This window comes from Pseudomonas fluorescens group sp. (genome assembly GCF_020093335.1).
Lineage (GTDB): Bacteria > Pseudomonadota > Gammaproteobacteria > Pseudomonadales > Pseudomonadaceae > Aquipseudomonas > Aquipseudomonas petroselini.
The window spans coordinates 35525-58679 of sequence record NZ_JAIOKW010000035.1 but is presented as its reverse complement, the minus strand read 5'-3'; the positions used below and the strand labels follow the sequence as shown (position 1 = coordinate 58679).

General features: G+C 62.7%; 24 protein-coding genes. 15 read left to right on the top strand and 9 right to left on the bottom strand.

The genetic code is table 11. From position 1 onward, the window contains the following. Positions 1–425 precede the first annotated feature (425 nt). Positions 426–1352 (bottom strand): 2-hydroxyacid dehydrogenase, encoded by a 927-nt coding sequence (locus tag K7431_RS25100; RefSeq protein ID WP_015884829.1) that lies wholly within the window; start codon positions 1350–1352, stop codon positions 426–428. A 195-nt stretch (positions 1353–1547) separates the two neighbouring features. On the opposite strand from K7431_RS25100, the gene gabT reads away from it, so the two are divergent. Genes gabT through K7431_RS25085 form a run of 3 tightly spaced genes read left to right on the top strand, consistent with a single transcriptional unit; the run spans position 1548 to position 4067 of the window. Then, positions 1548–2840 carry a 4-aminobutyrate--2-oxoglutarate transaminase gene (gabT, locus tag K7431_RS25095; RefSeq protein ID WP_043205603.1) on the top strand — a complete coding sequence of 431 codons (1293 nt, stop codon included), beginning with the start codon at positions 1548–1550 and terminating at the stop codon, positions 2838–2840. A gap of 48 nt (positions 2841–2888) precedes the next feature. Continuing rightward, a complete protein-coding gene (locus K7431_RS25090) occupies positions 2889–3533 on the top strand; it encodes a hypothetical protein (protein ID WP_015884827.1) in 645 nt (214 codons plus the stop codon). A gap of 45 nt (positions 3534–3578) precedes the next feature. Then, entirely contained in the window at positions 3579–4067 is a 489-nt protein-coding gene (locus K7431_RS25085) for an Lrp/AsnC family transcriptional regulator (RefSeq protein WP_003174918.1), read from the top strand. 123 nt (positions 4068–4190) lie between these two features. On the opposite strand, the gene K7431_RS25080 is transcribed toward K7431_RS25085, so the two are convergent. The 7 genes from K7431_RS25080 to K7431_RS25050 form a co-directional block, all read right to left on the bottom strand. Then, positions 4191–5564, bottom strand: coding sequence for an LLM class flavin-dependent oxidoreductase (locus K7431_RS25080; protein WP_043205600.1), 1374 nt, complete (start codon positions 5562–5564; stop codon positions 4191–4193). 36 nt (positions 5565–5600) lie between these two features. Then, entirely contained in the window at positions 5601–6431 is an 831-nt protein-coding gene (locus K7431_RS25075; RefSeq protein ID WP_015884825.1) for an amino acid ABC transporter permease, read from the bottom strand. Continuing rightward, positions 6428–7246, bottom strand: a complete 819-nt coding sequence (locus K7431_RS25070; RefSeq protein WP_043205598.1) for a transporter substrate-binding domain-containing protein — start codon at positions 7244–7246, stop codon at positions 6428–6430. Before K7431_RS25070 ends, K7431_RS25075 begins: the two co-directional genes overlap by 4 nt. A gap of 103 nt (positions 7247–7349) precedes the next feature. Beyond that, positions 7350–8171, bottom strand: coding sequence for a 5'-nucleotidase, lipoprotein e(P4) family (locus K7431_RS25065; protein WP_043205596.1), 822 nt, complete (start codon positions 8169–8171; stop codon positions 7350–7352). Positions 8172–8325: 154 nt separating this feature from the next. After that, complete coding sequence (locus tag K7431_RS25060) at positions 8326–9657, bottom strand: OprD family porin (RefSeq protein WP_015884822.1); 1332 nt, start codon at positions 9655–9657, stop codon at positions 8326–8328. Positions 9658–9719: 62 nt separating this feature from the next. Further along, entirely contained in the window at positions 9720–11270 is a 1551-nt protein-coding gene (locus K7431_RS25055; protein WP_015884821.1) for an MFS transporter, read from the bottom strand. Between the two features lie 9 nt (positions 11271–11279). Then, complete coding sequence (locus K7431_RS25050) at positions 11280–12488, bottom strand: aspartate transaminase (protein WP_015884820.1); 1209 nt, start codon at positions 12486–12488, stop codon at positions 11280–11282. A gap of 634 nt (positions 12489–13122) precedes the next feature. Here K7431_RS25050 and nac point away from each other — a divergent pair. From nac to K7431_RS24990, 12 genes are all read left to right on the top strand, one after another. Beyond that, on the top strand, positions 13123–14028 hold the full coding sequence (gene nac / locus K7431_RS25045) for a nitrogen assimilation transcriptional regulator NAC (RefSeq protein ID WP_015884819.1): 906 nt from the start codon (positions 13123–13125) through the stop codon (positions 14026–14028). A gap of 114 nt (positions 14029–14142) precedes the next feature. Continuing rightward, a complete protein-coding gene (locus tag K7431_RS25040; RefSeq protein WP_015884818.1) occupies positions 14143–14556 on the top strand; it encodes an acetyl-CoA carboxylase biotin carboxyl carrier protein in 414 nt (137 codons plus the stop codon). A gap of 33 nt (positions 14557–14589) precedes the next feature. Beyond that, the gene (gene accC, locus K7431_RS25035) at positions 14590–15942 is read left to right on the top strand and encodes an acetyl-CoA carboxylase biotin carboxylase subunit (protein WP_015884817.1); all 1353 of its coding nucleotides are present in this window, start codon (positions 14590–14592) and stop codon (positions 15940–15942) included. Beyond that, positions 15939–16595: a 5-oxoprolinase subunit PxpB gene (pxpB, locus tag K7431_RS25030; protein WP_015884816.1), complete on the top strand. Its 657-nt coding sequence runs from the start codon at positions 15939–15941 to the stop codon at positions 16593–16595. The genes accC and pxpB overlap by 4 nt, the downstream gene beginning before the upstream one ends. Beyond that, the gene (locus K7431_RS25025) at positions 16592–17566 is read left to right on the top strand and encodes a biotin-dependent carboxyltransferase family protein (RefSeq protein WP_015884815.1); all 975 of its coding nucleotides are present in this window, start codon (positions 16592–16594) and stop codon (positions 17564–17566) included. Before pxpB ends, K7431_RS25025 begins: the two co-directional genes overlap by 4 nt. Beyond that, positions 17563–17955, top strand: coding sequence for a biotin/lipoyl-containing protein (locus K7431_RS25020; protein ID WP_015884814.1), 393 nt, complete (start codon positions 17563–17565; stop codon positions 17953–17955). The genes K7431_RS25025 and K7431_RS25020 overlap by 4 nt, the downstream gene beginning before the upstream one ends. Continuing rightward, entirely contained in the window at positions 17952–18725 is a 774-nt protein-coding gene (locus tag K7431_RS25015; RefSeq protein ID WP_015884813.1) for a LamB/YcsF family protein, read from the top strand. The genes K7431_RS25020 and K7431_RS25015 overlap by 4 nt, the downstream gene beginning before the upstream one ends. 94 nt (positions 18726–18819) lie before the next feature. Beyond that, positions 18820–19572, top strand: a complete 753-nt coding sequence (locus tag K7431_RS25010; protein WP_015884812.1) for an SDR family oxidoreductase — start codon at positions 18820–18822, stop codon at positions 19570–19572. A 110-nt stretch (positions 19573–19682) separates the two neighbouring features. After that, positions 19683–20384, top strand: a complete 702-nt coding sequence (locus K7431_RS25005) for an amino acid ABC transporter permease (RefSeq protein WP_015884811.1) — start codon at positions 19683–19685, stop codon at positions 20382–20384. A 6-nt stretch (positions 20385–20390) separates the two neighbouring features. Then, positions 20391–21134 (top strand): amino acid ABC transporter permease, encoded by a 744-nt coding sequence (locus K7431_RS25000; RefSeq protein ID WP_015884810.1) that lies wholly within the window; start codon positions 20391–20393, stop codon positions 21132–21134. A gap of 23 nt (positions 21135–21157) precedes the next feature. Then, positions 21158–21886: an amino acid ABC transporter ATP-binding protein gene (locus tag K7431_RS24995; protein WP_173390410.1), complete on the top strand. Its 729-nt coding sequence runs from the start codon at positions 21158–21160 to the stop codon at positions 21884–21886. A gap of 59 nt (positions 21887–21945) precedes the next feature. After that, the gene (locus K7431_RS24990; RefSeq protein ID WP_015884808.1) at positions 21946–22779 is read left to right on the top strand and encodes an ABC transporter substrate-binding protein; all 834 of its coding nucleotides are present in this window, start codon (positions 21946–21948) and stop codon (positions 22777–22779) included. Between the two features lie 105 nt (positions 22780–22884). Here the strand turns inward: K7431_RS24990 and K7431_RS24985 are convergent, their stop codons facing one another. Continuing rightward, entirely contained in the window at positions 22885–23127 is a 243-nt protein-coding gene (locus K7431_RS24985) for a hypothetical protein (RefSeq protein WP_015884807.1), read from the bottom strand. Positions 23128–23155: the final 28 nt, after the last annotated feature.

Here is a 23155-nt window from a genome sequence, read left to right as displayed (position 1 = left end):
ATGGCGGTGTGTCAGTTGATGCATCTGTGGCTGTCACACTGCCATCGGGGGCAAGCCCCCTCCCACAGTTTGAACTGCATACATCAGGTAGATATCAGCCTGCTTTTGCCCTGCTTTTGATCTGGCTTTTGATCTTGATCTTAGGCGCCCCGTTAAACATGCTGGCCGAACGCAGGCTTGAATCCGTGGGTAACCCGGCAGGACGCCGGGTTAGCCGTCCTGGGCCAAGGATGGCCCATGACGGCGGCCCACGGATTCAAGCCGGAGTGAGGGCACACCGAGCTTAAGCGAGGTGCCGAGTGTTGGGGCAAGAGCCTTTTGGTTACTTTGGGGCTCTTTTCCAAAGTGACCCGCCGTAAGGGCGGAACCCATAGCAGCCGTTACCCAAACAACGGATATGTACTCAACCACGGATAGGTACCCAATCAATACCCCCGCCCCCGATCCACCTCACCCACCATCTCTTCCCCCCGCTCAAACCGCCGAATATTCTCCAGCAACACCCCAAACGCACTCTCCGGCTGCGTCATCGCCGCAATATGCGGCGTCAACAACACCTGCGGATGCCCCCAAAACGGATGATCCGCCGCCGCCGGCTCCTCCCGCAGCACATCCAGCACCGCGCCACTCAACTGCCCACTCCCCAGCGCCTCCAACAAATCCTCTTCCACCAAATGCCCCCCGCGCCCCATATTGATCAGCGCCGCTCCCCAAGGCAGTTGCGCAAACAGCCGCCGATCCAGAATCCCTTGGGTCTGTTCCGTCAACGGCAGCACACACAGCACAATATCGCACTGGCTGAGAAACGCCGGCAGTTGCGCTTCCCCCGCATAACACGCCACCCCCGGCACCCGGTGTGCACTGCGCGCCCAGCCCGACAACGCAAAACCCAACGGCGCCAACGTCGCCAAAATCTGCTGAGCCTGGGCACCCAACCCCATCACCCCCACGCGTCGATGCGCAGCCGGCTGTAACAGATGCGCCTGCCAGCACCGTGCAACCTGCTGCTGGCGGTAGCGCAACATGTCCCGGTGCAGGCTGAGCACCGCCCAACTGGCGTATTCGCACATGCCACGGGTGATGCCAGGGTCCAGCAGGCGCACCACGGGCAGTTGCGGTGGCAAACGGGAAAGGTCGAGCTGATCGACCCCGGCCGACAACGCGAACAACACTTTCAGGTTGGGCAGCACCTGCGCCAGATCTTCCGGTGCCTGCCAGGCGGCGAGGTACTCGACGTCTTCGGGGTTGCCGATGTCCGGCCAGGCGCGCCATTCGATGTCCGGTGCGTGTTCGGCGAAGAGTGCCTGCCAGTGTCGGCCGCGCACCGGGTCAGCTTTGTAGAGCAAGGCCATGGGTGTTTTCCTGCTGGATGAAGGTAGCGATTATCATCGCCCAAAGCCTGGCGCAGGATCTGTTGAAAGGCAGGGCCAAAACAGTCGATCCGAATTTCTCACGGGCCAAGTTCGGCTGAGTTCGTTGTGGGCACACCGTAATCTGGACAGCATCGCAACCACCTCCAGGTTGCCGGACTCACGATGGGAAATGCCATGAATAGCAAAGTCGACGAAACCCCTCATTTGCTCCGTCAGCGCGAGCAGTTCGTGCCCCGTGGGCTGGTTACCGCGCACCCGCTGGTGATCGACCGCGCCCAGGGCGCCGAGTTGTGGGACGTGGATGGCAAGCGTTACCTGGATTTTGTCGGCGGTATCGGCGTGCTCAACATTGGTCACAACCACCCCAAGGTGGTCGCCGCCGTGCAGGCCCAATTGCAGAAGGTGTCCCACGCCTGCTTCCAGGTGGTGGCGTACCAGCCTTATCTCGACCTGGCCCAGCGCCTGTGCGAAATGATCGGCGGTCAGGAGGCCTATAAAGCGGCGTTCTTCACCTCCGGCGCCGAGGCGGTGGAAAATGCGGTGAAGATCGCCCGCGCCCACACCAATCGTTCGGCGGTGATTGCTTTTCGTGGTGGCTTCCACGGCCGCACGTTGCTCGGCACCACGCTCACCGGCATGAGCCAACCCTACAAACAGAACTTCGGGCCATTTGCGCCGGAAGTGTTTCATACCCCCTATCCGAACGCGTATCGCGGGGTGACCAGCGAGGTCGCGCTCAAGGCCCTTGATGAGTTGCTGGCCACCCAGGTGGCGCCGGAGCGTGTGGCGGCAATCATCATTGAGCCGGTGCAGGGCGACGGTGGTTTCCTGACCGCGCCGCCGGCGTTCCTGCAGGCGCTGCGTGCCTTGGCAGACAAGCACGGCATCGTGCTGATTCTTGACGAGATCCAGACCGGCTTCGGTCGCACCGGCACCTGGTTCGGTTTCCAGCACGCCGGCATCCAGCCCGATTTGGTCACCGTGGCCAAGAGCCTGGCCGGTGGCCTGCCGTTGTCCGGTGTGGTCGGCAAGGCGCAGATCATGGACGCACCCCTGCCCGGCGGGCTGGGTGGCACTTACGGCGGCAACGCGCTGGCCTGCGCGGCAGCATTGGCGGTGATCACGGCATTCGAAGACGAACACTTGTTGGCCCGCAGCCAAGTGCTGGCCGAGCGCCTGCGCCACGGCTTGCTCGGCTTGCAGGCGCGCTACCCGAACATCGGCGACGTGCGCGGCACCGGCTTTATGCTGGCCATCGAGTTGATCAAGGATGACGCGGCGCGTACCCCGGATGCCGACCTCAATCAACGGGTCATCGATGAGGCCCGTGCCGGCGGTTTGCTGGTCATCAAGTGCGGCGTGCACCGCAACGTGCTGCGCTTCCTCGCACCGCTGGTGACCACCGAGGCCCAGGTTGACGAAGCGCTGCAGATTCTCGACGCCGCGTTGGCACGGGTCTTGAACTGAGGCTGTGCCCGCTCGGGGCGAAACGCATCAAAGGAGGCTTGACCCACCATGGGGCTGACAGATTATCGAGCGTTGCTGATCGATTGCGATGAAGTGCTGGTGGATCGCGATTCCGGGGTGTGGGCGGCGCTGCAGCCGTTGCTCGACAGCCGGGGCGGGCAGCCGTCCAGGGAGCAGGTGCTGGCCGAGTTCAATGCGGTGGTGGCCAAACTCTACCCGCGCTTCGCTGAGCTAGGCTTCAGTGGTGTGTTGTGTTTCGCCCATCGCCAACTCGCGGAGGCCTGGGGTCTGCACGCCAGTTGGGAGGAGGGCATGAGCTTCGCCCGTTCGGCGGGCAATTGGTCGTTGTTCGAGGATGCGCCGGGGGCGATGCTGTACCTGCGCAAGTTTTATCGCCTGCTGGTGCGCGGCGACCGCGACGCCGAGGATCGTGGGGGGTTGTGCGAGCGATTGGGGATTGCACCGGAAGATTTCATTTCCCTGGCCGAAGACCCGCAATGGCTCACGGATCAAGGCGCGCAGCTGCAACCGGTGCTGCATGTCACGCGACCGTCGGTCGCTGCACACGCGGCGCTGGACCGTTGTTTGATCGGCCGCCACCGGGCGCGGCAGCCTTCGCCCTGTGCGGCGGACTACTGCATCAACAGCATGGCGGATCTGGTGGCGCAGCATCAGCTGTCTTTACGGCGCTGATTTTGCTAGAAGATTGTCTTAAAAATGGCAGTCAAGAGGTACGCAATGGAAGGGCTCGTAAAGCTGGACCGGATCGACATCAGCATTCTGGTTGAATTGCAGAAGGACGGCCGGATGACCAATGTCAGCCTCGCCGACGCCGTGGGCCTGTCTGCCAGCCCGTGCCTGCAACGGGTCAAGCGGTTGGAGTCGGCCGGGTATATTTCCAGCTACAAGGCGCATTTGAACCTCGCCAAGATCACCGATTCGGTCACGGTATTTACCGAGATTACCCTCAGCGACCACAAGCGCGAAGATTTCGCCAAGTTTGAATCCAATATCCGTTTGGTGGATGAAGTGTTGGAGTGCCACCTGATCAGCGGTGGCTACGATTACCTGGTACGTTTTATGACCCGCAGCATTCAGCACTATCAAGAGGTGGTTGAAAGTCTGTTGGATAAGAATATTGGGATTTCCAAGTATTTCAGTTACATCGTGATCAAGTCGCCGGTGCTCAAGGATGGTGTGCCGTTGCGCAAGTTGCTGCGGCATTGAGGTTGCCTGCCGATCAGGTGACCTTGCTTGATCGTGTGTAAACCCCATTCAAATGTGGAAGCCTGCGTTTGGCCTGCGTGTTTGATGGGGCGCTTGAGATCAAGATCAAAAGCAAAGCAAACGCTAGGCAAACCTGAACGAGGCGCCATGAGCTGAGCTTGGCAGGCGATCGCTGCCGTCGGCGCTCAGGCGCGAGCGCAGTGTGCCGCTTTGCGCGGTGGTGCGGTACAGGCCGCGCTTTTGCAGGGCGGGGATGATCAGTTCGACAAAGTCATTCAGGGAGCCGGGGCTGATCAGTGGGTTGAGCATGTAGCCGCTGGTGCCGGAAATGCGCGCGTGTTCTTCGATCTTGTCCGCGATGTGTTCCGGGGTGCCGACCAGGATCAGGTCGCTGCCTCGGGTGACGTTGGCAAAGCGCTGGCGTACTTCGCCGGCGGTCAGGGGCTTGCCGCTGCCATCGGGTTTCATCACGTAGGAGGTCATGCCTTCGGTGTGGGTCGACAGTGCTTCGTTGTCGGCGTAGCGGCTGATGTCGATGCCGGTGTCGCCGGCGTAGCTCACCAGTTGTGCTTGCAGGTGATAGTTGCTTTGCAGGCTGTCGTATTTTTTCTGCGCTTCGATGGCGGTGGGGGCGGTGACGATGCGCAGCACGGTGAGTGATTTCACATCGGCGGCCTGGCGGCCACGGGCTTCGGCCTGGCGCCAGATGTCTTCCAGGCCCTGGCGGATTTCCAGTGGGTTGGACTTGGCGATAAATACCAACTCCGCATGCTTGGCCGCGAACTGCCGACCCCGCGCCGACCAGCCCGCCTGGATCAGCAAAGGCGTACGCTGCGGCGACGGCGAGGTGAGGTGCGGGCCGGCCACCCGGTAATGTTCCCCGGCATGCTGGATCGGCCGTACCCGTGAACCGTCGGCATAGGTATGCGCCAGCTTGTCGGCGAGCACTGCGTCATCGGCCCAGCTGCCTTCCCACAGTTTGTAGACCACGTCGAGAAACTCCTCGGCGCGTTCGTAGCGGTCGTCGTGCTTGATCATCTGTTCCAGGCCGAAGTTACGCGCGGCGCTGGAGAGGTAGGAGGTGACGATGTTCCAGCCGATGCGCCCGTCCGACAGGTGATCCAGGGTGCTGAAACGTCGGGCATGGGTAAACGGGTGCTCGTAGGTGGTGGTGACGGTGACGCCGAAGGCGAGTTTTTCGGTGAGGGCCACCAAGGCTGGAATGATCGTCAGCGGGTCATTGGCGGGGGCCTCCACCGCCCATTTCAAGGCCGCAGCCTCGTTGCCCCCGAACACATCGTAAAAGCCCAGCACATCGCCGAAAAACATCAGGTCCAGGTGGGCTTCATCCGCCGTGCGGGCCAGGTTCGACCAGTACTTGAGGGTGTTGATGCCCAGCCTTTCATCGGCCGGGTGGGTCCACAGGCTGGGCGCGCCGCCGCAGCCGACACTGGCTTGTTCGTAGAGGCCGAATAACAGCGGGGTAGGATCGGACATGGTGCTTCCTGCCAATAAAAAAGATGGGGCGACTGACTATCGCCCGTGGAGATAGGCCTTGCCGTAGTGCCGCTCCAGCCGGGCCTGGATCAGTTCCAGGCCGATGGACAGCAGCCAGTAAATCACGGCGGCGGTGGTGAGCATTTCGATGTAGCGGTACGACGAGCGGCCATAGGATTGCGCCAAGAACATCACCTCCCACACGCCCATCACCGAGACCAGCGAGGAGTCCTTGAGCATCGAGATGAACTGGCTGGTGGTCGGCGGAATAATGGTGCGCATGGCCTGGGGCAGTACGATCTGCCAGAACGTCACCGCCCGGCCCATGCCCAGTGCGGATGCGGCGTTACGTTGGCCTTGGGACACGCCGAGGATGCCGGCGCGAAAGATCTCGCTCAGGTACGCCCCGTAGTTCAACGACAACGCAATGATCCCGGCGCTGATCGCGCCTGGTACCACCCCCAACTGGGGCAGGCCGAGGTAAATCAGCAGGATCTGGATCAGCAGCGGCGTGCCGCGAAAGAACGAGGCGTAGAAGCTGGCGATGCCGAACGCCACCGCGCTGTTCGACAACCGCGCCAGGGCGGTGGCGAAGCCCAGCGCCAGCGACAGCCAGATCGAGCAGAAGCATAAAAACAGCGTCAGCGCCGCGCCTTGCAGAAACCCCTGGGGCGACAGGTGCAGCCCCACCAGGTTCTGCCATTTGTCGGCGACGATGGCGAACTTCAGGTCGAAGCTCAGGAACATCCCGGCGAACAGGCACAGCATCACGCCCCAGGTCAGCCACAGGCGTACTCGGAACGACAACAGCGTGCGTTTCACCGGCGGCGGCTTCACCACGGCGGGTGGGGTTGGGAAAACACTCATTGGGTGATGTCTGAGCCGATCCATTTCTGCGAGATCTTCGCCAGCGTGCCGTCGCTTTTAAGCTCGGCCAGGACTTGGGCCAGCTTGGCGTCCCATGCCGGGTCGCCTTTTTCGGTGGCCACCACGTTGGGCTCGGCGTACAGCGCATCGCCGGTGATCTTGAAGCGTGGGTCGTGGTCGATGCGTTCCTTGGCGGTGACCAGGTTGGTGACCATCGCGTCCAGGCGCTTGCCGGTGCCCAGGGCGAGGTCCTGGAAGGCGATGGTTTCGTTGTCATAGGGCACGGCCTGTACGGCCTTGAACGGGTAGTCGATGGGCTTGCTCGCGCCTTCGATCACCAAGTCCTTGGCCAGGTAGGCTTCGTAGGTGGAGGCGCTGACCACGCCGACTTTTTTACCGCTGAGGTCGGCCGCCGATTTGATCGCGTTGTCGTCGGCATTCACCACCACTACGGCGGGCGAGGCGTAGTACTCGAACGGGAAGTTGAAGACTTGGCCACGGGCGGCGCTGGGGGTCATGGAGCAGATGCACACGTCATAGCGGCCATTCCAGCGCCCGGCGGCGATGACTTCCCAGGAGGGGGTTTCCAGTTTCAATTTCACGCCGAGTCTGTCGGCCACGGCCTTGGTCACGTCCACGTCAAAACCATCCAGCTGGTTTTGCTCGTTGAGGAAAGAGAAAGGCGGGTAGTTCTCCATCAGCACACCGACCAACTGCTTGGATTGGGTGATGCGGTCCAGGGTTTGCCCGGCGAACACGGCCGGGCTGGCCAGAAGGAAAGTGAGGCTGAAGGCGGCAGCAGTGCGTAAGTTCATAAAAAGCATCCAAGCGAGTTTTTTATATTTAAACGCGATAAATGCTTTCTGTTTAATGATTTAAAGTGCTGACGAGTGCGCTTTCAGTTATATGTTTTGCGATTTACTGCAGGTCCAGTGCGCGCTGCTTGAGTTGGCGCTTTTGCTCGAACGGCAACTTCTCATCATCCCCATAGGGCGCGCTGTACCAGTTGCCATAGGTCGGGTTGGGCAGCAGGAACCAGCGTTGCCCCAACCAGTTCACGTAGGGCTCGACGGCCTTGCGTTGCGCCGCGAGGCTGTTGTGCTCGGCCTGTACGAAGTCGCCGAGGGAGTCGCCGGCCATCAACAACACACGGGCATGGTTGGCGACCCACTGGCGGCGGCAGTTCTTGCCATAGCCGGCGCTTTCACAGTGACCGGTGGGCGTGCTGGCGGCGAGTATTTGTTCATTGCTCTCAATCGGGAAACCGCGCAGCCGCAGGTTTTTCACGGTGGCCGCGACCTGGCTGTGTTCACGATTGGTCAGGTAGTAAACCTTGATGCCTTTTTGCTGCGCCGCTTGCAGGAACGCCACGGAACCGGGAAGCGCCTGGGCCTTGGCCTGATCGACCCAGGTGTTCCAGCGGTCATAGGAATACACTTGGTTATTGACCACGTCGCGGGCGTTGAGCGGTACGTTGTCCAGCAGGGTTTCGTCGATATCCACCACCAGCGCCGGCGGTAGCCCGTTCAGGTTGCGCGGGGGAAAGGGCAGGGCGTCCCAGGTGGGATCGGCCAGGGCCACGTCCAGTTGGCGGGTCGCGTTGGCGAACAGTTGGCGGTAGATCAGCTCGTGCTCGATGGAGGTCTGGGTCCAGAGCACGGCGTCGAGTTGGTCGTTGGCCGGCGGGGTGTGTTGACAGCCCGCCAGCAGGCACAGGCTGGCGAAGAGCAGGTTACGCATGGTGAGGTCTCGTAGGGAAGGACGCATGAGCGGCACCTTAGCCTAATCCGGCGTTGATTCACCACGCTGTGAGATGTTTCCAGCCTGCGCCCAGATTCGACCTGCATGGGAGGCGAGTGATGTGCTCTGCGTAAGCACACCACCTTGCTTCGCCTTACAAAATACTCAACGGATAGCTGACGATTACCCGGTGCTCATCGCTGTCACGCTGAGTCGTCACTTCGGTGCGCAATGAGGCATGGCGCAAGGCGATGCTCAGGTTCTTCAGCGGCCCTTGCTGGATCACGTAGCTCACCGTCAGGTTGCGTTCCCACTCGCTTTTATCACCAGTGGGGGTACGGATGTTCGAGCCGCTTTCGTACATGCCCATAAAGCTCAGGCCCGGTACGCCGACCGTGGCGAAGTCATAGCCGTAACGCACCTGCCAGGTGGTTTCCCCGGCGCGCTGGAATTTGCCGATCATCGATTCGGTCATGAAATACGCAGTGGAGCCATCACCCTGGTTCAACCACACCGCATCGCTGTCGCCGCTGACTTGTTGCAGGCCGGCGGCAATCGTGTGGCCGTTGACCAGGTAAGTGAACTGGGCACTGCTCAGGCGGCTGTCGACCTTGCCTTTGGTCACGCCGTCGCCGTAGTAGCCGAAGGTGTAGAACGCCGGGTCGTTGCCGTTGGCGCCATCGGAGCGGTTGTCGAAGTGGCGCAGGTCAGTGCGCAGGGTGCCCGGGCCGATCTGCCAGTCGTACTTGAGGCCCAGGAAGTTCTGTTTGTAGAAGTCCTGCAGGTTGCCGTAGTAGTACTGCAAGGTCAGGTCTTTGGTGGGTTTGTAGTCGACGCCGCCGTAGTAGAACTTGTTGACGAACTCACCGGTGCGCGCGTTGTTGGCGCCGGGGATCGACATGCCCATCTGGTCGCTCGAACCACGGCCCTTCACGTGTTCCAGTTGGCCGAGGGTGAAGGTGAAGTGGTCCAGGTCCTTGGACTGCACCTGCCCGCCATTGAAAGTCTGTTGCAGCATGCGGTCGGTGGACATCACCACCGGCAGCATCGGCACCAGGGTGCCGTATTTGAGCTCGGTCTTGGCAAAACGCGCCTTGGCGGTCAGGCCCAGGCTGCCGAACTCGTCCACTGCGCGGCCATCGCTGTCGGTGGGGAATACGTTGCCGTTAAACGCGGTGCTTTGTGGGTTGTAGTGGCGACCCTTGCCGGAGTCCAGGCGCACACCGAACATGCCGATGGCGTCGACGCCGAAGCCCACCGTGCCCTGGGTGTAGCCCGACTCAAAGTTGGCGATAAAGCCCTGGCCCCATTCCTGGGTGTAGTTGGGGTCGGCCGCGCCGCTGCGGTTATCGGCGTTACTGAAGAAGTTGCGGGCCAGCACGTTGAGTTTGCTGTCTTCCACCAGGCCGGCGGCGTAGCCCTGCTGAGCGATCATCAGACCGCAAAGGCCGGCGATTACTTTAGGTGCGCGATTGAAAAGCTCCATCGGTGTCATCCCCATAAGTGTTTGGTTTTTTTGAGGGCAGTCAAAAGCGGCAGTGAAATTTTCTATTTGTTTTCAGGAGCAGGTTTTTCAGGAGCAACGGTGGCGGGCCCGACATGCAGTCGCACCGGCGGCAAGCGGTACAGGATGAACAGGGCGAGTACGCCGATCCCGGCGCACAGCAACAGGCCGACGCCCACCGACTGGGCCAGCGCATCGCGGGCCAGGTTCAGCCAGGGCGAGGCGTCAAGGGATGAGTGCAACAGCGCTTGCGGGTCGGCATACAAGGCAATCCCCTCGGCGTGGTCCGCCGCGAGAAACACGCGCTGCACGTTGGCGCTGTACAGCAGGTTGACCAGCACCCCCATGCCCGCCGTGCCCAGCAGCCCGCCGACCAACCGCAGGGACTGGGTGAGTGCGGTGGCAATCCCCAGGAACTGCCGTTCGGCCAACGTCTGGGTGAATACCGTGAGGTTGAGCAGGATAAAGCCCAGCCCCAGGCCGGCCAGCAGGATCAAGCCGAGCAACAGGTTGAACGAGGCCCCGCGCCCGACCACTGCCAGCCCCAGGCACGCCAGCAACAGCGCGACAAACCCCGCCAGCGGCAAGCGGTTGGGGTTGCGCAAGCGGGTGACGATCCGGCTGTTGACGATGGCCCCCAGGGTGATGCTCAACGCCAACGGTGTGATCAACAGGCCGGCGTCCTGGGGCGAGTAGCCATAGGCGCCTTGCAGCAACAGCGGCAAGTAGAACAACAGCGAAAACATGATTGCACCGGCGGCCACCGACAGGATGAACAGCACACGCAGGCTCGGCACGCTGAACAGTGCCGCAGGCAACAGGGCATGGGGGCAGCGCCGTTCCCAGTGCCACAACGCGATGATCGCGGCGATGCAGCCCAGGCCCAACGCGGTGCTCAGCGCCAGGCTCGAATGCCCCAGCCATTCCACAAACAATTGCAGGCTGCCCAGGGCCAGGGCGATCAACAGCGCGCCGGGCCAGTCCAGGCGAATACCGCTGCGCTGTTGCGGGCGGTACCAGGGCAGAAAGCGCCAGGCGATCAGCAGCGCCAGGCAGCCCAGCGGCAGGTTGAGGTAAAACACTGAACGCCAGCCGAAGGCTCCGGTCAGGTAACCACCCAGGCCCGGACCGATGGCATTGACCACGCTGAACAGCGCACTCAGCAGCATCTGCCAGCGCAGACGTTGGCGGGTATCGGGAAACAATTCGGGGATACAGGCGAACGCGGTGCCGATCAGCATGCCGCCGCCTACCCCTTGCAGGGCGCGGCCAATCACCAACACCAGCATGTCGTTGGCCACGGCGCAGGCCAGGGACGCCAGGGTGAAAATCAGCGTGGCGGCGAGCACGAACGGCTTGCGCCCGTAGTAATCACCCAACCGACCAAAAATCGGGATAGTGACGATGGACGCCAACAGATAACCGGTGGCCACCCACGCATAGAGTTCAAAACCATCAAGCTCGGCGATGATGCTCGGCAAGGCATTGCCGATCACGGTCTGGTCCAGTGCCGAAAGCATCAGCACCAGGGAGATGCCGAGCATGGCCAGCAAGGCTTGCTGGAAACTCAGGGGAGGGTGGGCTGCCACGGTCATCGTCGCTCCTCAGCGCAACGCGGCGACGGCGGCAGCAATACGCGCGCAGCCCTGGTCGAGGGTGGTGATCGCAGTCGCGATCGACATGCGGAAAAACGGCGCCAGCCCATACGCCGTGCCCGCCACCACCGCCACGCCCTGGCTTTCCAGCAGGTACATCACCACCTCGCCATCGCTGTCCAGGACCTTGCCCTCGGGCGTGGTTTTACCCAGCAGGCCACCGCAGTTCACATACAGGTAGAACGCGCCATCCGGCTTGCGGCAGCTCAGGCCGGGAATCGCATTGAGCAACTCCAGGCAGCGGTCGCGGCGTTGCTGGTAGACCTGCACGCTTTGCTTGACGAAGGACTGGTCACCGTTGAGCGCTTCCACCGCCGCCGCCTGGCTGATTGAGCAGGCATTGCTGGTGGACTGCGATTGCAGGGTGGCCATGGCGCCGATCAGGTCGGCGGGGCCAGCGGCGTAACCGATGCGCCAGCCGGTCATGGCGTAGGTCTTGGACACACCGTTGACCACCAGGCTGCGTTCGCTCAAGGCCGGTTCGATGGCCAGGATGTGCGGGTTGTCCAGGCCGTCGAAACGGATGTGCTCGTAGATGTCATCGGTCATCAGCAACACATGGGGACAGTCCAGCAGCACATCGGCCAGGGCACGCAATTCGCTGCGGCTGTAGCTGGCGCCGGTGGGGTTGCTCGGCGAATTGAGCAGCAGCCAGCGGGTGCGGGGGGTGATGGCGCCGCGCAGTTGTTCCGGGGTCAGTTTGAAACCGTTGTGTTCGGGGCAGGCGAGGGTGACGGGCTCGCCTTCGCATGCCAGCACCATGTCCGGGTACGACACCCAGTACGGTGCTGGGATCAACACCTCATCGCCCGTGCCGAGGGTGGCGGCGAAGGCATTGAAGATCGCGCTCTTGGCGCCGCTGGTCACCAGTATTTGCTGGGGGGTGTAGGTCAGGGCGTTTTCGCGGGCCAGCTTGTCGACGATGGCCTGGCGCAGTTCCGGGGTGCCGGCGTTCTGGGTGTAGCGGGTTTCACCGCGCTCGATGGCGGCGCTGGCGGCCTGGCGAATGTGGGGGGGCGTATCGAAGTCCGGTTCGCCTACCACCAGGTTGATGATGGACTGGCCTTGGCGTCGCAGCTCGTTGGCGCGGTCGGACGCGGCGCTGCTGGGCGATGGTTTGATGCGTTGCACACGGGCGGCGATGCGGGAGGCAGTCACGGGCGTTCCTCGTTGATGGCGTTGACAGGGGCCACAGTACGAGGGGTGGGGGAGCGGGTCATAAGATGAGTTTGTTCTGGTTTGATAGGAAGTGCTTATGGCTGGGCGCGCACTGAATGGGTGCGTCCAGCCCTGGGTGCGCCGCGTGGGTGCCTGGGAGGGGGATTTTGGGGGAGTCATAGCGAAGGCTTATGGCTGGTTGTGGGGAGTGGCCTGGGTTTTGCAAAACATCGCAGGTCTCTGTGTGAGCTGGCTTGTCTGCGAAGGCGGGGCTGTGGGGCGGTCGGGCGGTGTGCATATCCGTTGCTGCGGTAACGGCGGCTTAGGGTTCCGCTCTTACAGCGGGTCACTTTTGGAAGAGCGCCAAAAGTAACCAAAAACGCTTCGCCCCACCACTCGGTGCCTCGCCTAGGCTCGGCATGCCCTCACTCCGGCTTGAATCCGTGGGCCGCCGTCATGGGCCATCCGTGGCCCAGGACGGCTAACCCGGCGTCCTGCCGGGTTACCCACGGATTCAAGCCTGCGTTCGGCCAGCGTGGTTGACGGGGCGCTTGAGATCAAGATCAAAAGCAGAGCAAAAGCAGAGCAGAAACAAGCAAAAAACGTCCACCTCCAGCACAAGGGCATCGCCATTTTGAACCTGCGTCGATTGAAGTATTTCGTGAAACTGGTCGACATCGGCAGCATGACCCAGGCTGCCGATGTGCTGCACGTGGCGCAACCGGCGTTGAGTCAGCAGTTGGCGACGCTGGAAGCGGAGTTGCAGCAACAGTTGTTGATTCGCACCAAGCGTGGCGTCACGCCGACGGAGGCGGGCAAGGTGCTCTATGGCCATGCGCAGATCATTCTGCGCCAGTGCGAACAGGCGCAGAGCGATATCAACGCCACCGGCCAGGCGTTGTCCGGGCAGGTGTCGGTGGGGCTTGCGCCGGGAACTGCCGCTTCGGCGCTGTCGTTGCCGTTGCTGCGCACGGTGCGCGAGCGGCATCCCGGCATCCTGCTGTATCTCAATGAGAACTTCGGCACCACCTTGAGTGAGCTGATCATGAACGGCCGCATGGACATGGCGGTGCTCTACGGTGGTCGCGAGGTGCATGGCTTGAGTTTTGTCTCGCTGTTGCGCGAGCCGCTGTACCTGGTGAGTGCCGACCCGGCCATTGCTACCCGTGAAGACATCCCGCTGGCCGAACTGGCGGACATGGACATGCTGCTGCCGCGTCCCTACAACGTCATGCGCCGGCTGGTGGATGAAGCCTTTCTGCGTATCGGCCTCAGTGCGCGGGTGGTGGCCGAGATCGAGTCGTCTACCACCCTCACCGCCGCCGTGGCCGATCATTTCGGTTCGACCATCCTGCCGGAGTCGTCGGCGCGGGTGATGGTGGCCGCGACGTCGGTGCATATGTGCCGCATCGTCGAGCCCCAGGTGGAGGCGCCGCTGGCGCTGTGCCTGTCGGGGCATTTGCCGTTGTCGGTGCCGGCCCAGGCGGTCAAGGCGATCTTGCTGGAACTGGTGGCGCAGATGCGTGGCAGTCTGATTTGAAGGGTCATAAGGTCGGCTTATCACCCCAAAGCCAAAGCGTCTTGGCCGCTTTTCGAGGGGCTCGGTAGATTGGGCCCATCCACTCAAGACACGCTCGACAGGCAGGGGCCATACATGGATTCAGCACGTATCAAGGGGTTGATGGAATTGCTGGCCGAGTCCGATTTGCTGGAGCTGAGCCTCACCGAAGGCGACAGCACGTTGCGGCTGTTCAAACAGCCCGGTGAGGTGGCCGTCAGCGTCGTGCCGACGGCGGTTGCAGCGCCGGCAGCGACACCGATACAGCCAACGGCGGCCGTGGACATCAAGGCCAGCCTCTACGGCGTGCTGCACCTGACGCCCGCCGTCGGTGAAGCGCCGTTTGTAGCGGTAGGGCAAGTCATCGAAGCCGGCCAGACCGTGGCGGTGATTGAGGCAATGAAGATGTTCCATCCGGTCAAGGCCAAGGCTGCCGGTAAAGTCCTCGAGATCCTGGCCCAGGGCGGGGTTGAAGTCGAAGCCGGCCAGGCCTTGTTCCGCCTGGGTTGACCCTCACGCGTATTCGTAATTCAGGTGAATTCAATGTTCGACAAAGTGCTGATCGCCAACCGTGGCGAAATCGCCCTGCGCATTCAGCGTGCCTGTCATGGCCTGGGCATCAAGACCGTGGCGGTGCACTCCGAAGCGGACCGCCAGGCGCAGTATGTGCAAAACGCCGATGAATCGCTGTGCATCGGCCCAGCCGCGCCCGGCCTGAGCTACCTGAACCAGACGGCGTTGCTGTTTGCCGCCAAGGTCAGCGGCGCCCAGGCGATCCACCCCGGTTATGGGTTCCTGTCGGAAAACGCCGGGTTTGCCGAGCGTATCGAAGCGGCGGGCCTGACCTTTATCGGCCCGAGCGCCGCGTGCATTCGCACCATGGGTGACAAGGTGGCGGCCAAACGGGCGATGCGCGAAGCCGGTGTGCCCTGCGTGCCGGGGCCGGACTCGACAATGCCGACCGACGACGCCAGCATCCTCGCGATTGCCGCTGAAATCGGCTACCCGGTGATCGTCAAGGCGGCCGGCGGTGGCGGTGGTCGCGGCATGCGCGTGGTGCAGGCCGAGGCCGACTTGCTGGCCGCCATCGGCCTCACCCGTGAAGAAGCGCGACTGGCCTTCGGCAACCCTGAACTCTATATCGAGAAATTCCTCGGCCACCCCCGGCACGTGGAAATCCAGGTGCTGTGTGATGCCCATGGCCACGCGATCTGGCTGGGTTGCCGCGACTGTTCGCTGCAACGTCGCCACCAGAAGGTGTTGGAAGAAGCGCCGGCACCGGGCATTGATCCGGCGTTGATCGCCAAGGTTGGCGAACGCTGCGCCGAGGCTTGCCGCCGGATCGGCTATCGAGGCGTAGGCACCTTCGAGTTTCTGTACGAGGACGGCGAGTTCTTTTTTATCGAAATGAATACGCGCCTGCAGGTGGAGCACCCGGTCACCGAGATGACCACCGGCATCGATATCGTGCAACAGCAACTGCGCATGGCGCGCGGAGAAGTGTTGAGCGTGCGCCAGGAAGACGTACAACTGAACGGCCACTCCCTGGAGTGCCGCATCAACGCCGAAGACCCGATCACCTTTATGCCCACGCCTGGCCTGATCCAGCGCTGGGAAGTGCCCGGCGGCTTTGGCGTGCGGGTCGACTCACATGTCACCACCGGCTATCGCGTGCCGCCGTATTACGACTCGATGGTGGCCAAGGTCATCACCCATGGCGCCACGCGTGAAGAAGCCATGGCGCGCATGCGCCTGGCCCTGAGCGAGATGCGCGTGGAGGGCATCAGCACCAACATCGCGCTGCACCGCGACATTCTCGACGACCCGGCGTTCTGCGCTGGCGGCGTCGACATTCATCACTTGGAGCGCTGGTTGCAGCAAAGGAGTTCCACATGAGCACTGCCCCTGTCATCAGCCTGCTGGGCTCCAGCGCGTTGCTTTTCGAGGCCCCGGGCGAACTCGACTTGGCGCCGCAGCAGCGTATCTGGCGCCTGGCCCTGCAAGCCGGCGGATGGCCCGAGATCCACGAAGCCGTGCCCGGCATGAACAACTTGATGCTCACCTTTCTCACGCCGCCGCGTGAACTCAACGGGTTATACCAACGCCTGCTGGAGGCCTGGGAACAGAGCCAGCCGTTGCCCCTGGAAGGGCGCATCGTCGAGTTGCCGGTGGTGTATGGCGGCGAGTTCGGCCCGCACATGGCGGACGTGATCGCCCACACCGGGCTGGATATCGAGACCATCGCCAACCTGCATTGCGAACCGCTGTACCCGGTGTATGCCCTGGGCAGCCACCCCGGTTACTGCTACCTCGGCGGCATGGACCCACGCCTGGCCACGCCACGGCGGCAGGTGCCGGTGCTGAATATCGGCGCGGGCTCGGTGTCCATCGGGGGTGTGCAGACCGGGGTGTCCGCCTCGGCCGGCCCCAGCGGCTGGAACACCATCGGCCGCACCGAGATGGCGTTTTTCGACCCGGCCCAAACCCCGCCGGCCATCTTGCGGCCGGGGGATTTCCTGCGCTTGCGCATCGAGAGGATCATTCGATGATCGAGATTCTATCGGCCACCGCCCTGGCCACCGTGCAGGACTTCGGCCGCTTCGGCAGCCTGGGTTACGGCGTGGGCACGTCGGGCGCCATGGACCACTTGGCCCTGGCCTTGGGCAACCTGTTGCTGGGCAACCCCGAAGACGCTGCCGCGATTGAAATACCACTGTTTCCGTTTGAAGTACGCCTGCTGCAGGACTGCGCGTTCGCCGTGACCGGCGCCGCTTGCGACACCACGTTGGACGGCCAGCCGCTGCCACCGAACTGGGTGTACCAAGGCCGCGAAGGCCAGGTGCTGAGCCTGGGCTACCCCACCTCCGGCAGCCGCGCTTACTTATGCCTGGCAGGCGGTGTGGATGTGCCGGCCGTGCTCGGTTCACGCAGTACCCAGTTGCGCGGTGAGTTTGGCGGCCTGGACGGCCGTGCGCTGCAACAAGGTGATCGGCTGGGAGCGATGCGCCCAGGGATCAGCCCGTTGGCGCTGGATTTTGGCGTGTTGGCACCGAGCCTGGCCTTGCCGCTGCAGGTCGATGGGGTGCCCGCGATGCGCGTGTTGCCTGCTGCCGAGTACGAGCGTTTTCAGCCTGCGTCTCGCGCCGCGTTCTGGGCAGGTGAGTGGAAGGTCACGACCCAGAGCAATCGCTACGGCTACCGGCTGGAAGGCGAGCCGCTGCTGCCTGTCGCACCGATGGAAATTCGTTCCCATGGCATCGTGCCGGGCGTGATCCAGGTGCCCCACGGTGGCCAACCGATTATCCAGATGCGCGATGCCCAGCCGAGTGGCGGCTACCCCAAGTTCGGCAGTGTGATCGAGGCCGACCTGTGGCGCCTGGGCCAGGCGCCCATTGGCAGCAAGGTGCGCTTTATCGAGTGCAGCTATCTGGAAGCCGTCGAAGCCCTGGACACCAACCGCCGTTACCTGCGCGAAGTCAGCCGCCTGGTGGCACTGCACCGTGAAGGAGTAAACGCATGACCCTTTCGGACATTCGCCAACTGGCGCTGTGGCTCAAGGAACACCACTTGGCCGGCGCCGAGATGAGCCGCCCCGGTGTGCACTTGACGCTCAAGCGCGGTGCCCCGGCCGTCACTGTGGCTGCGCCTGCGGCCGTCGCGGTTGAGGACAACGTGCTGCGCACCACGGGCCTGGGCCGCTTGCTGCTCACCCATCCCGAACTCAGCGAGCCGTTCGTCGCGGTGGGTGATCAGCTCAGCGCCGGCCAGTTGGTCGCACTGCTGCAAGTCGGGGAGTTGCTGTTGCCATTGCGCAGCCCCCAGGCCGCACGCGTGGTCGATGTACGTGTGCCCTGCGGCACCCACGTCGGTTATGGCGAAGCGTTCCTCGGTATGGAGAACCCAGTATGAAGATCGATTTGAACGCCGACCTGGGCGAGGGCTTCGGCCCGTGGCGCATGGGCGAGGACGACGCATTGATGCGCCTGATTTCATCGGCCAACGTCGCCTGCGGTTTCCACGCCGGCGACCCGCTGATCATGCACAACACGGTGCACCTGGCCAAAGCCGGTGGCATCGACCTGGGCGCCCACGTGGGCTTCCCGGACTTGATGGGCTTTGGCCGTCGGCAGATGAACATCGAGATCAAGGAGCTCGCCACGTACGTGATCTACCAGCTCGGCGCGCTCGCCGGGATGGCCGCAGTGAACGGCCATCGCATGACCCACATGAGCTTCCATGGCGCCCTGGGCAACATGGTCGCGGCCGATACCGCGCTGGCCGAGCCGCTGGTGCGGGCGGTGGCGGCCTTTGACCCGACGCTGATCATCAGCTCTTCCAGCAGCCGAGCCATCGAGGGCGCGGCCGAGAAGTGCGGTCTGCGCGTCGCGACCACCTTTCTCGCCGACCGCGCCTATGACGATGACTGCCTGCTGGTGCCGCGCAAGGTCGAGGGCTCAGTGATCAAGGAACCGACGGCCGTGCTGCGTCGGGTGCGCCAGTTGCTGGAGGAGGGCACGGTGACAGCCCTCAGCGGCAAGGTGCTGCGGGTGCCGGCCCATTCAATCCTGCTGCACGGCGACACCCCCGGCGCGGTCGAACTGGCACGCACCCTGCGCGAGGAAATCGAGCGGATGGGCGGGTGCATTACACCGATTTCCCAGCTGTTGGCGGCGTCATAAGCAGGCCTTATTGCCACACAACCATTGCGTCTTGGTCCAGCGTCCGAACGCTGGATAGAGTCGAACCATAACCCGTCGCACAAGGACCACCCCCATGCCATTTTCCGACTACCAAACCGCGCTGGTCACCGGGGCTTCCTCAGGTATCGGCGCTGCCGTTGTCGAGCGCCTATGCCAGGAAGGCGTGCAGGTGCATGCCCTGGCTCGTAGCGCCGACAAGTTGCAGGAACTGGCGGCCAGGACCGGCTGCATCGCCCACGCCATCGACGTGACCGACCTCGCCGGGCTGACCACGCTGTTCGCCGAACACCGCTTCGACATCCTGGTGAACAACGCTGGCGTCGACAAACCTGGCTCCTTGCTCAAGGCCGACGCCGCGGGCATCGACCTGCTGATCGACGTCAACCTGCGCGCCGTGCTGCACCTGGCACGCCTGGCATTGCCGGGGATGGTCGAGCGCGATTGCGGGCACATCATCAACATCAGTTCGATTGCAGCGGCCTACAACTTTGGCGGCAACTCGACGTATCACGCGACCAAGGCGGCGGTGAGCATGCTCTCGCGCCAATTGCGTATCGACGCGTTCGGCAAGCGCGTGCGCGTCACCGAGATCTGCCCGGGCCGGGTCGCTACCGACATCTTTGCGCATGTGCACGGCGACTCCGAAGAGACCTACAAACGCTTTGTCGAGGGCTTTGAATTGCCCCAGGCACAAGACATCGCCAACGCGATCGCCTTTGCGATTGCTGCGCCGATTGCAGTGAACATCGGGCATATGGAAATCACCCCGACCCTGCAAGTGCCGGGCGGGCTCTCCACCGCACGGCCCCAGGACTATCAGGGCTGAACACCCGCTACTTTCAAAAGAACGGACCGATCCGTCATCGCTGCACCCCCGCCACGGCCATGCCGGGTGATTTGATTCCTGCCCTAGCCCAATGCCGATAGGGATTGACCATGAAGCAAGACTTCGATTTGGCCGCGATTCTGCAAGGCGAATATGCCGAGCTGATCGTCAAGGGCATCGAAATGACCTTGCAGCTGGCGTTGTTCGCCTGGCTGCTGGCAATGGTGCTGGCGTTGACACTGGTCACCGTACGCCTGACCGGTAATAAGCTGGCTGACCGCCTGGTGGCGGGGTACGTGTCGTACCACCGTAATGTGCCGACCCTGGTGCAACTGATGCTGTGGTACTTCGGCGTGCCGACGCTGCTCAGTGAATCCGCGCAACTGTGGCTTGCCAACCACAACACCGAATACCTGTTCTCGGTGATCGCCCTGGGCCTGTGCCAGGCCGCGTATTTCTGTGAAGACATCCGCAGTGGCCTGCGCGCCATTCCCGCCGGGCAGACCGAAGCGTCCAGGGCCCTGGGCCTGGGTTACGTACGTTCGATGCGCTACGTGATTCTGCCGCAAGGTGTGCGCAACTGCCTGCCTTCGCTGATCAACCACACGGTGCTGCTGTTCAAGAACACCAGCCTGGCGATGGCCATCGGGGTTGTGGAACTGACCTACGCCAGCCGCGAAGTGGAGAACTACACGTTCCGCACCTTCGAGTCGTACCTGGTCGCCACGGTGTTCTACCTGGTGTTTTCACTGCTGCTGATGGGCGCCGGGGCATTGCTCGCCCGGCACTTCAGCAAAGCCCTGGCGAGGTAGACGACGATGTTCGATATGTTTTCGATCGTGCAACAGAACTGGACGCTGTTCCTTATCGGCCAATACCCCCACGGCCCGCTGGGGGGGCTGGCGAGTACCCTGATCCTGGCGGCGTTGGCGTTGCTGCTGGCGTTCCCGTTCGGGCTGCTCCTGGCCTTGGCGCGGGTATCGCCGTGGAAGGGCCTGTACCTGCTTGCCACGGTGTGGGTCTACGTGCTGCGCGGTATTCCGTTGCTGATGGTGATCTTCTGGACTTACTTCCTGGTGCCGTTGCTGATCGGCCATAACATCACCGGCTTCATGACCATGCTTTGCACCCTGGTGATCTACCAGAGCGCCTACCTGTGCGAAATCATTCGCGGCGGCATCCAGGCATTGCCGGCCGGGCAATACGAAGCGTCCCGCGCCCTGGGCCTGGGCTACGTGCGTACCACCGTGTGGGTGATCCTGCCCCAGGCGTTGTACAACGCGCTGCCGAGCCTGATCAGCCAGTTCATCTCGATCATCAAGGAAACCTCCCTGGGCTACGTGATCAACGTGCAGGAAGTGACCTTTGCCGCCAACCAGGTCAACAACCAGCTGCTGACCAAGCCGTTCCAGGTGTTTTTCATCCTGGCGATCATCTACTACCTGCTGTGTTTCGGCCTGACCCGCCTGGCCGGTTGGGTGGAGCAGCGCATTGCGCGCAAGCGCCTGGGCGACGGCGGGCAAACCGTGCCGGGCGATCCGTTGCTGGCCACCGATAATTGAAGAGGGCTGCGCTCATGCATCCAATGATCATGTTTTCGAAAATCAATAAATGGTACGGCGAGTACCAGGCGCTCACCGACATCACCGCCGAGGTGCAACCCGGCGAGGTGGTGGTGCTGTGCGGCCCCTCGGGCTCAGGCAAGTCGACCTTGATCCGCACGGTCAACCGCCTGGAAGACATCCAGGCCGGCCAGATCCTGTTCGATGGCCAGGACGTGCACGGCACCGACGCCCAGGTCAACCGGCTGCGCAGCCGCGTGGGGTTTGTGTTCCAGAGCTTCAACCTGTTCCCGCACCTGTCCGTGCTGGAAAACATCACCCTGGCACCGAACAAGCTGCGCAACCTCAAGGGCGCGGCGGCCAAGCAGAAGGCCATGGAACTGCTCGACCGCGTGGGCCTGGCCCACAAGGCCGGTGCCTACCCGGCGCAGTTGTCCGGCGGCCAACAACAACGCGTGGCGATTGCCCGGGCCTTGGCGATGGAGCCGCCGGTGATGCTGTTCGACGAGCCCACCAGTGCCCTCGACCCGGAAATGGTCGGTGAAGTGCTGAACGTGATGAAGGGCCTGGCCAAGGACGGCATGACCATGATGTGCGTGACCCACGAGATGAACTTCGCCCGCGAAGTGGCTGACACCATCTGGTTCATGGACGCGGGGCAGATTCTGGAAAAGAGCAGCCCCGAGGCCTTCTTCGCCCAGCCTTCGCACCCGAGAGCGCAACGTTTTATCGCCGACCTGCGGGCCCATTGAGCTGCGGCGGCTTTGCTCCCCCTGCCATTTTTGCTGGTCCAACTTACTGGAGATTTCCCATGGGTATGAAGCATCTGTTTACTGCGCTGGCGTTGGGTCCACTGGCGGTTGCCATCGCGCAGGCCGACCAATTGAGCGACATCATGGCCAAGCAATCCCTGAGCTGCGGAGTGTACGCCGACGTGCCGCCATTCTCCGCGCCAGACCCAAAGACCCGCGAGCTGGTAGGCATGGACGTCGACCTGTGCAAGGCCCTGGCCAAGACCATGGGCGTGGCCCTGGAACTCAAGCCGCTGTCGGTTGAAGCGCGCATTCCCGAAGTGAAAATGGGCCGCGTCGATGTGATCTTCGCCAACCTGGCGTACACCAAGACCCGTGCCGAGCAAATCCAGTTCAGCGACCCGTACTACATCGCCAAGGAAACCCTGGTGGTGCGCGCGGCGAATGCCGACCAGCCGAAAAGCTTCTTCAAGGACAAGCGCATCAGCTCCACCAAGGGCTCGACGTCCGAGCAATCGATCCGCCTCGCCGGCGCTACCCCGGTGACCTTCCAGGACACCGGCTCGGCCTACATGGCCCTGCAACAGAACAAGGTAGTGGGCCTGGTCACCAACACCATGACCGCCCTCAAACTGGTCAACCAGGCCAAGGCCGGCGGCGTTGAACTGGCGTTGGCCAAAGAGCCGATGGCCCTGGAACCGATTGGTGCGGGCATGCGTCGCGACGAACCGGCGTTTCTGGCCAAGGTGAATGAGTCGTTGATGGCGATGGAGAAGGCCGGGGAGATTGACGCGATCTGGGACCGCTGGATCGGCCCGAACACCGAGTACAAGATGGTGCGCGAGGACAAGGTGCAGAGCTTGAGTGCGTTGAAGTTCGAACCGTTACCGTAAGCGGGGTGAGCGTGCGGGCGTTTGCCTGCACGCTGTTGGTTCAGTCTGGCGTTTGCTGATACGTGTCATACCCCAGCTGACCATTGCCCACGCCCTGTGCCCACTTCATAGCTGCGCGTCCGGCTGGCGATCAATCCAATGGGTCTTGATGCCCTTGGCCCACGCCACGGTGTAGAAGCAGCTCAGCAACACGATGCCCCATTGCTCGGCATTGATCGACGACCAGAACCAGAACGGCTGGCCGGCCATGCCGAACAGGCAGGCGTAGCGGCGCACCTTCAGGCGTTTGCTCTGGCTGAACCAGATGGCGACAACGCCGAGGGCGGCGATCATGATTTGGGCGATCAAGGGCAGGCTCCTTTGTTGTGGCTGTACT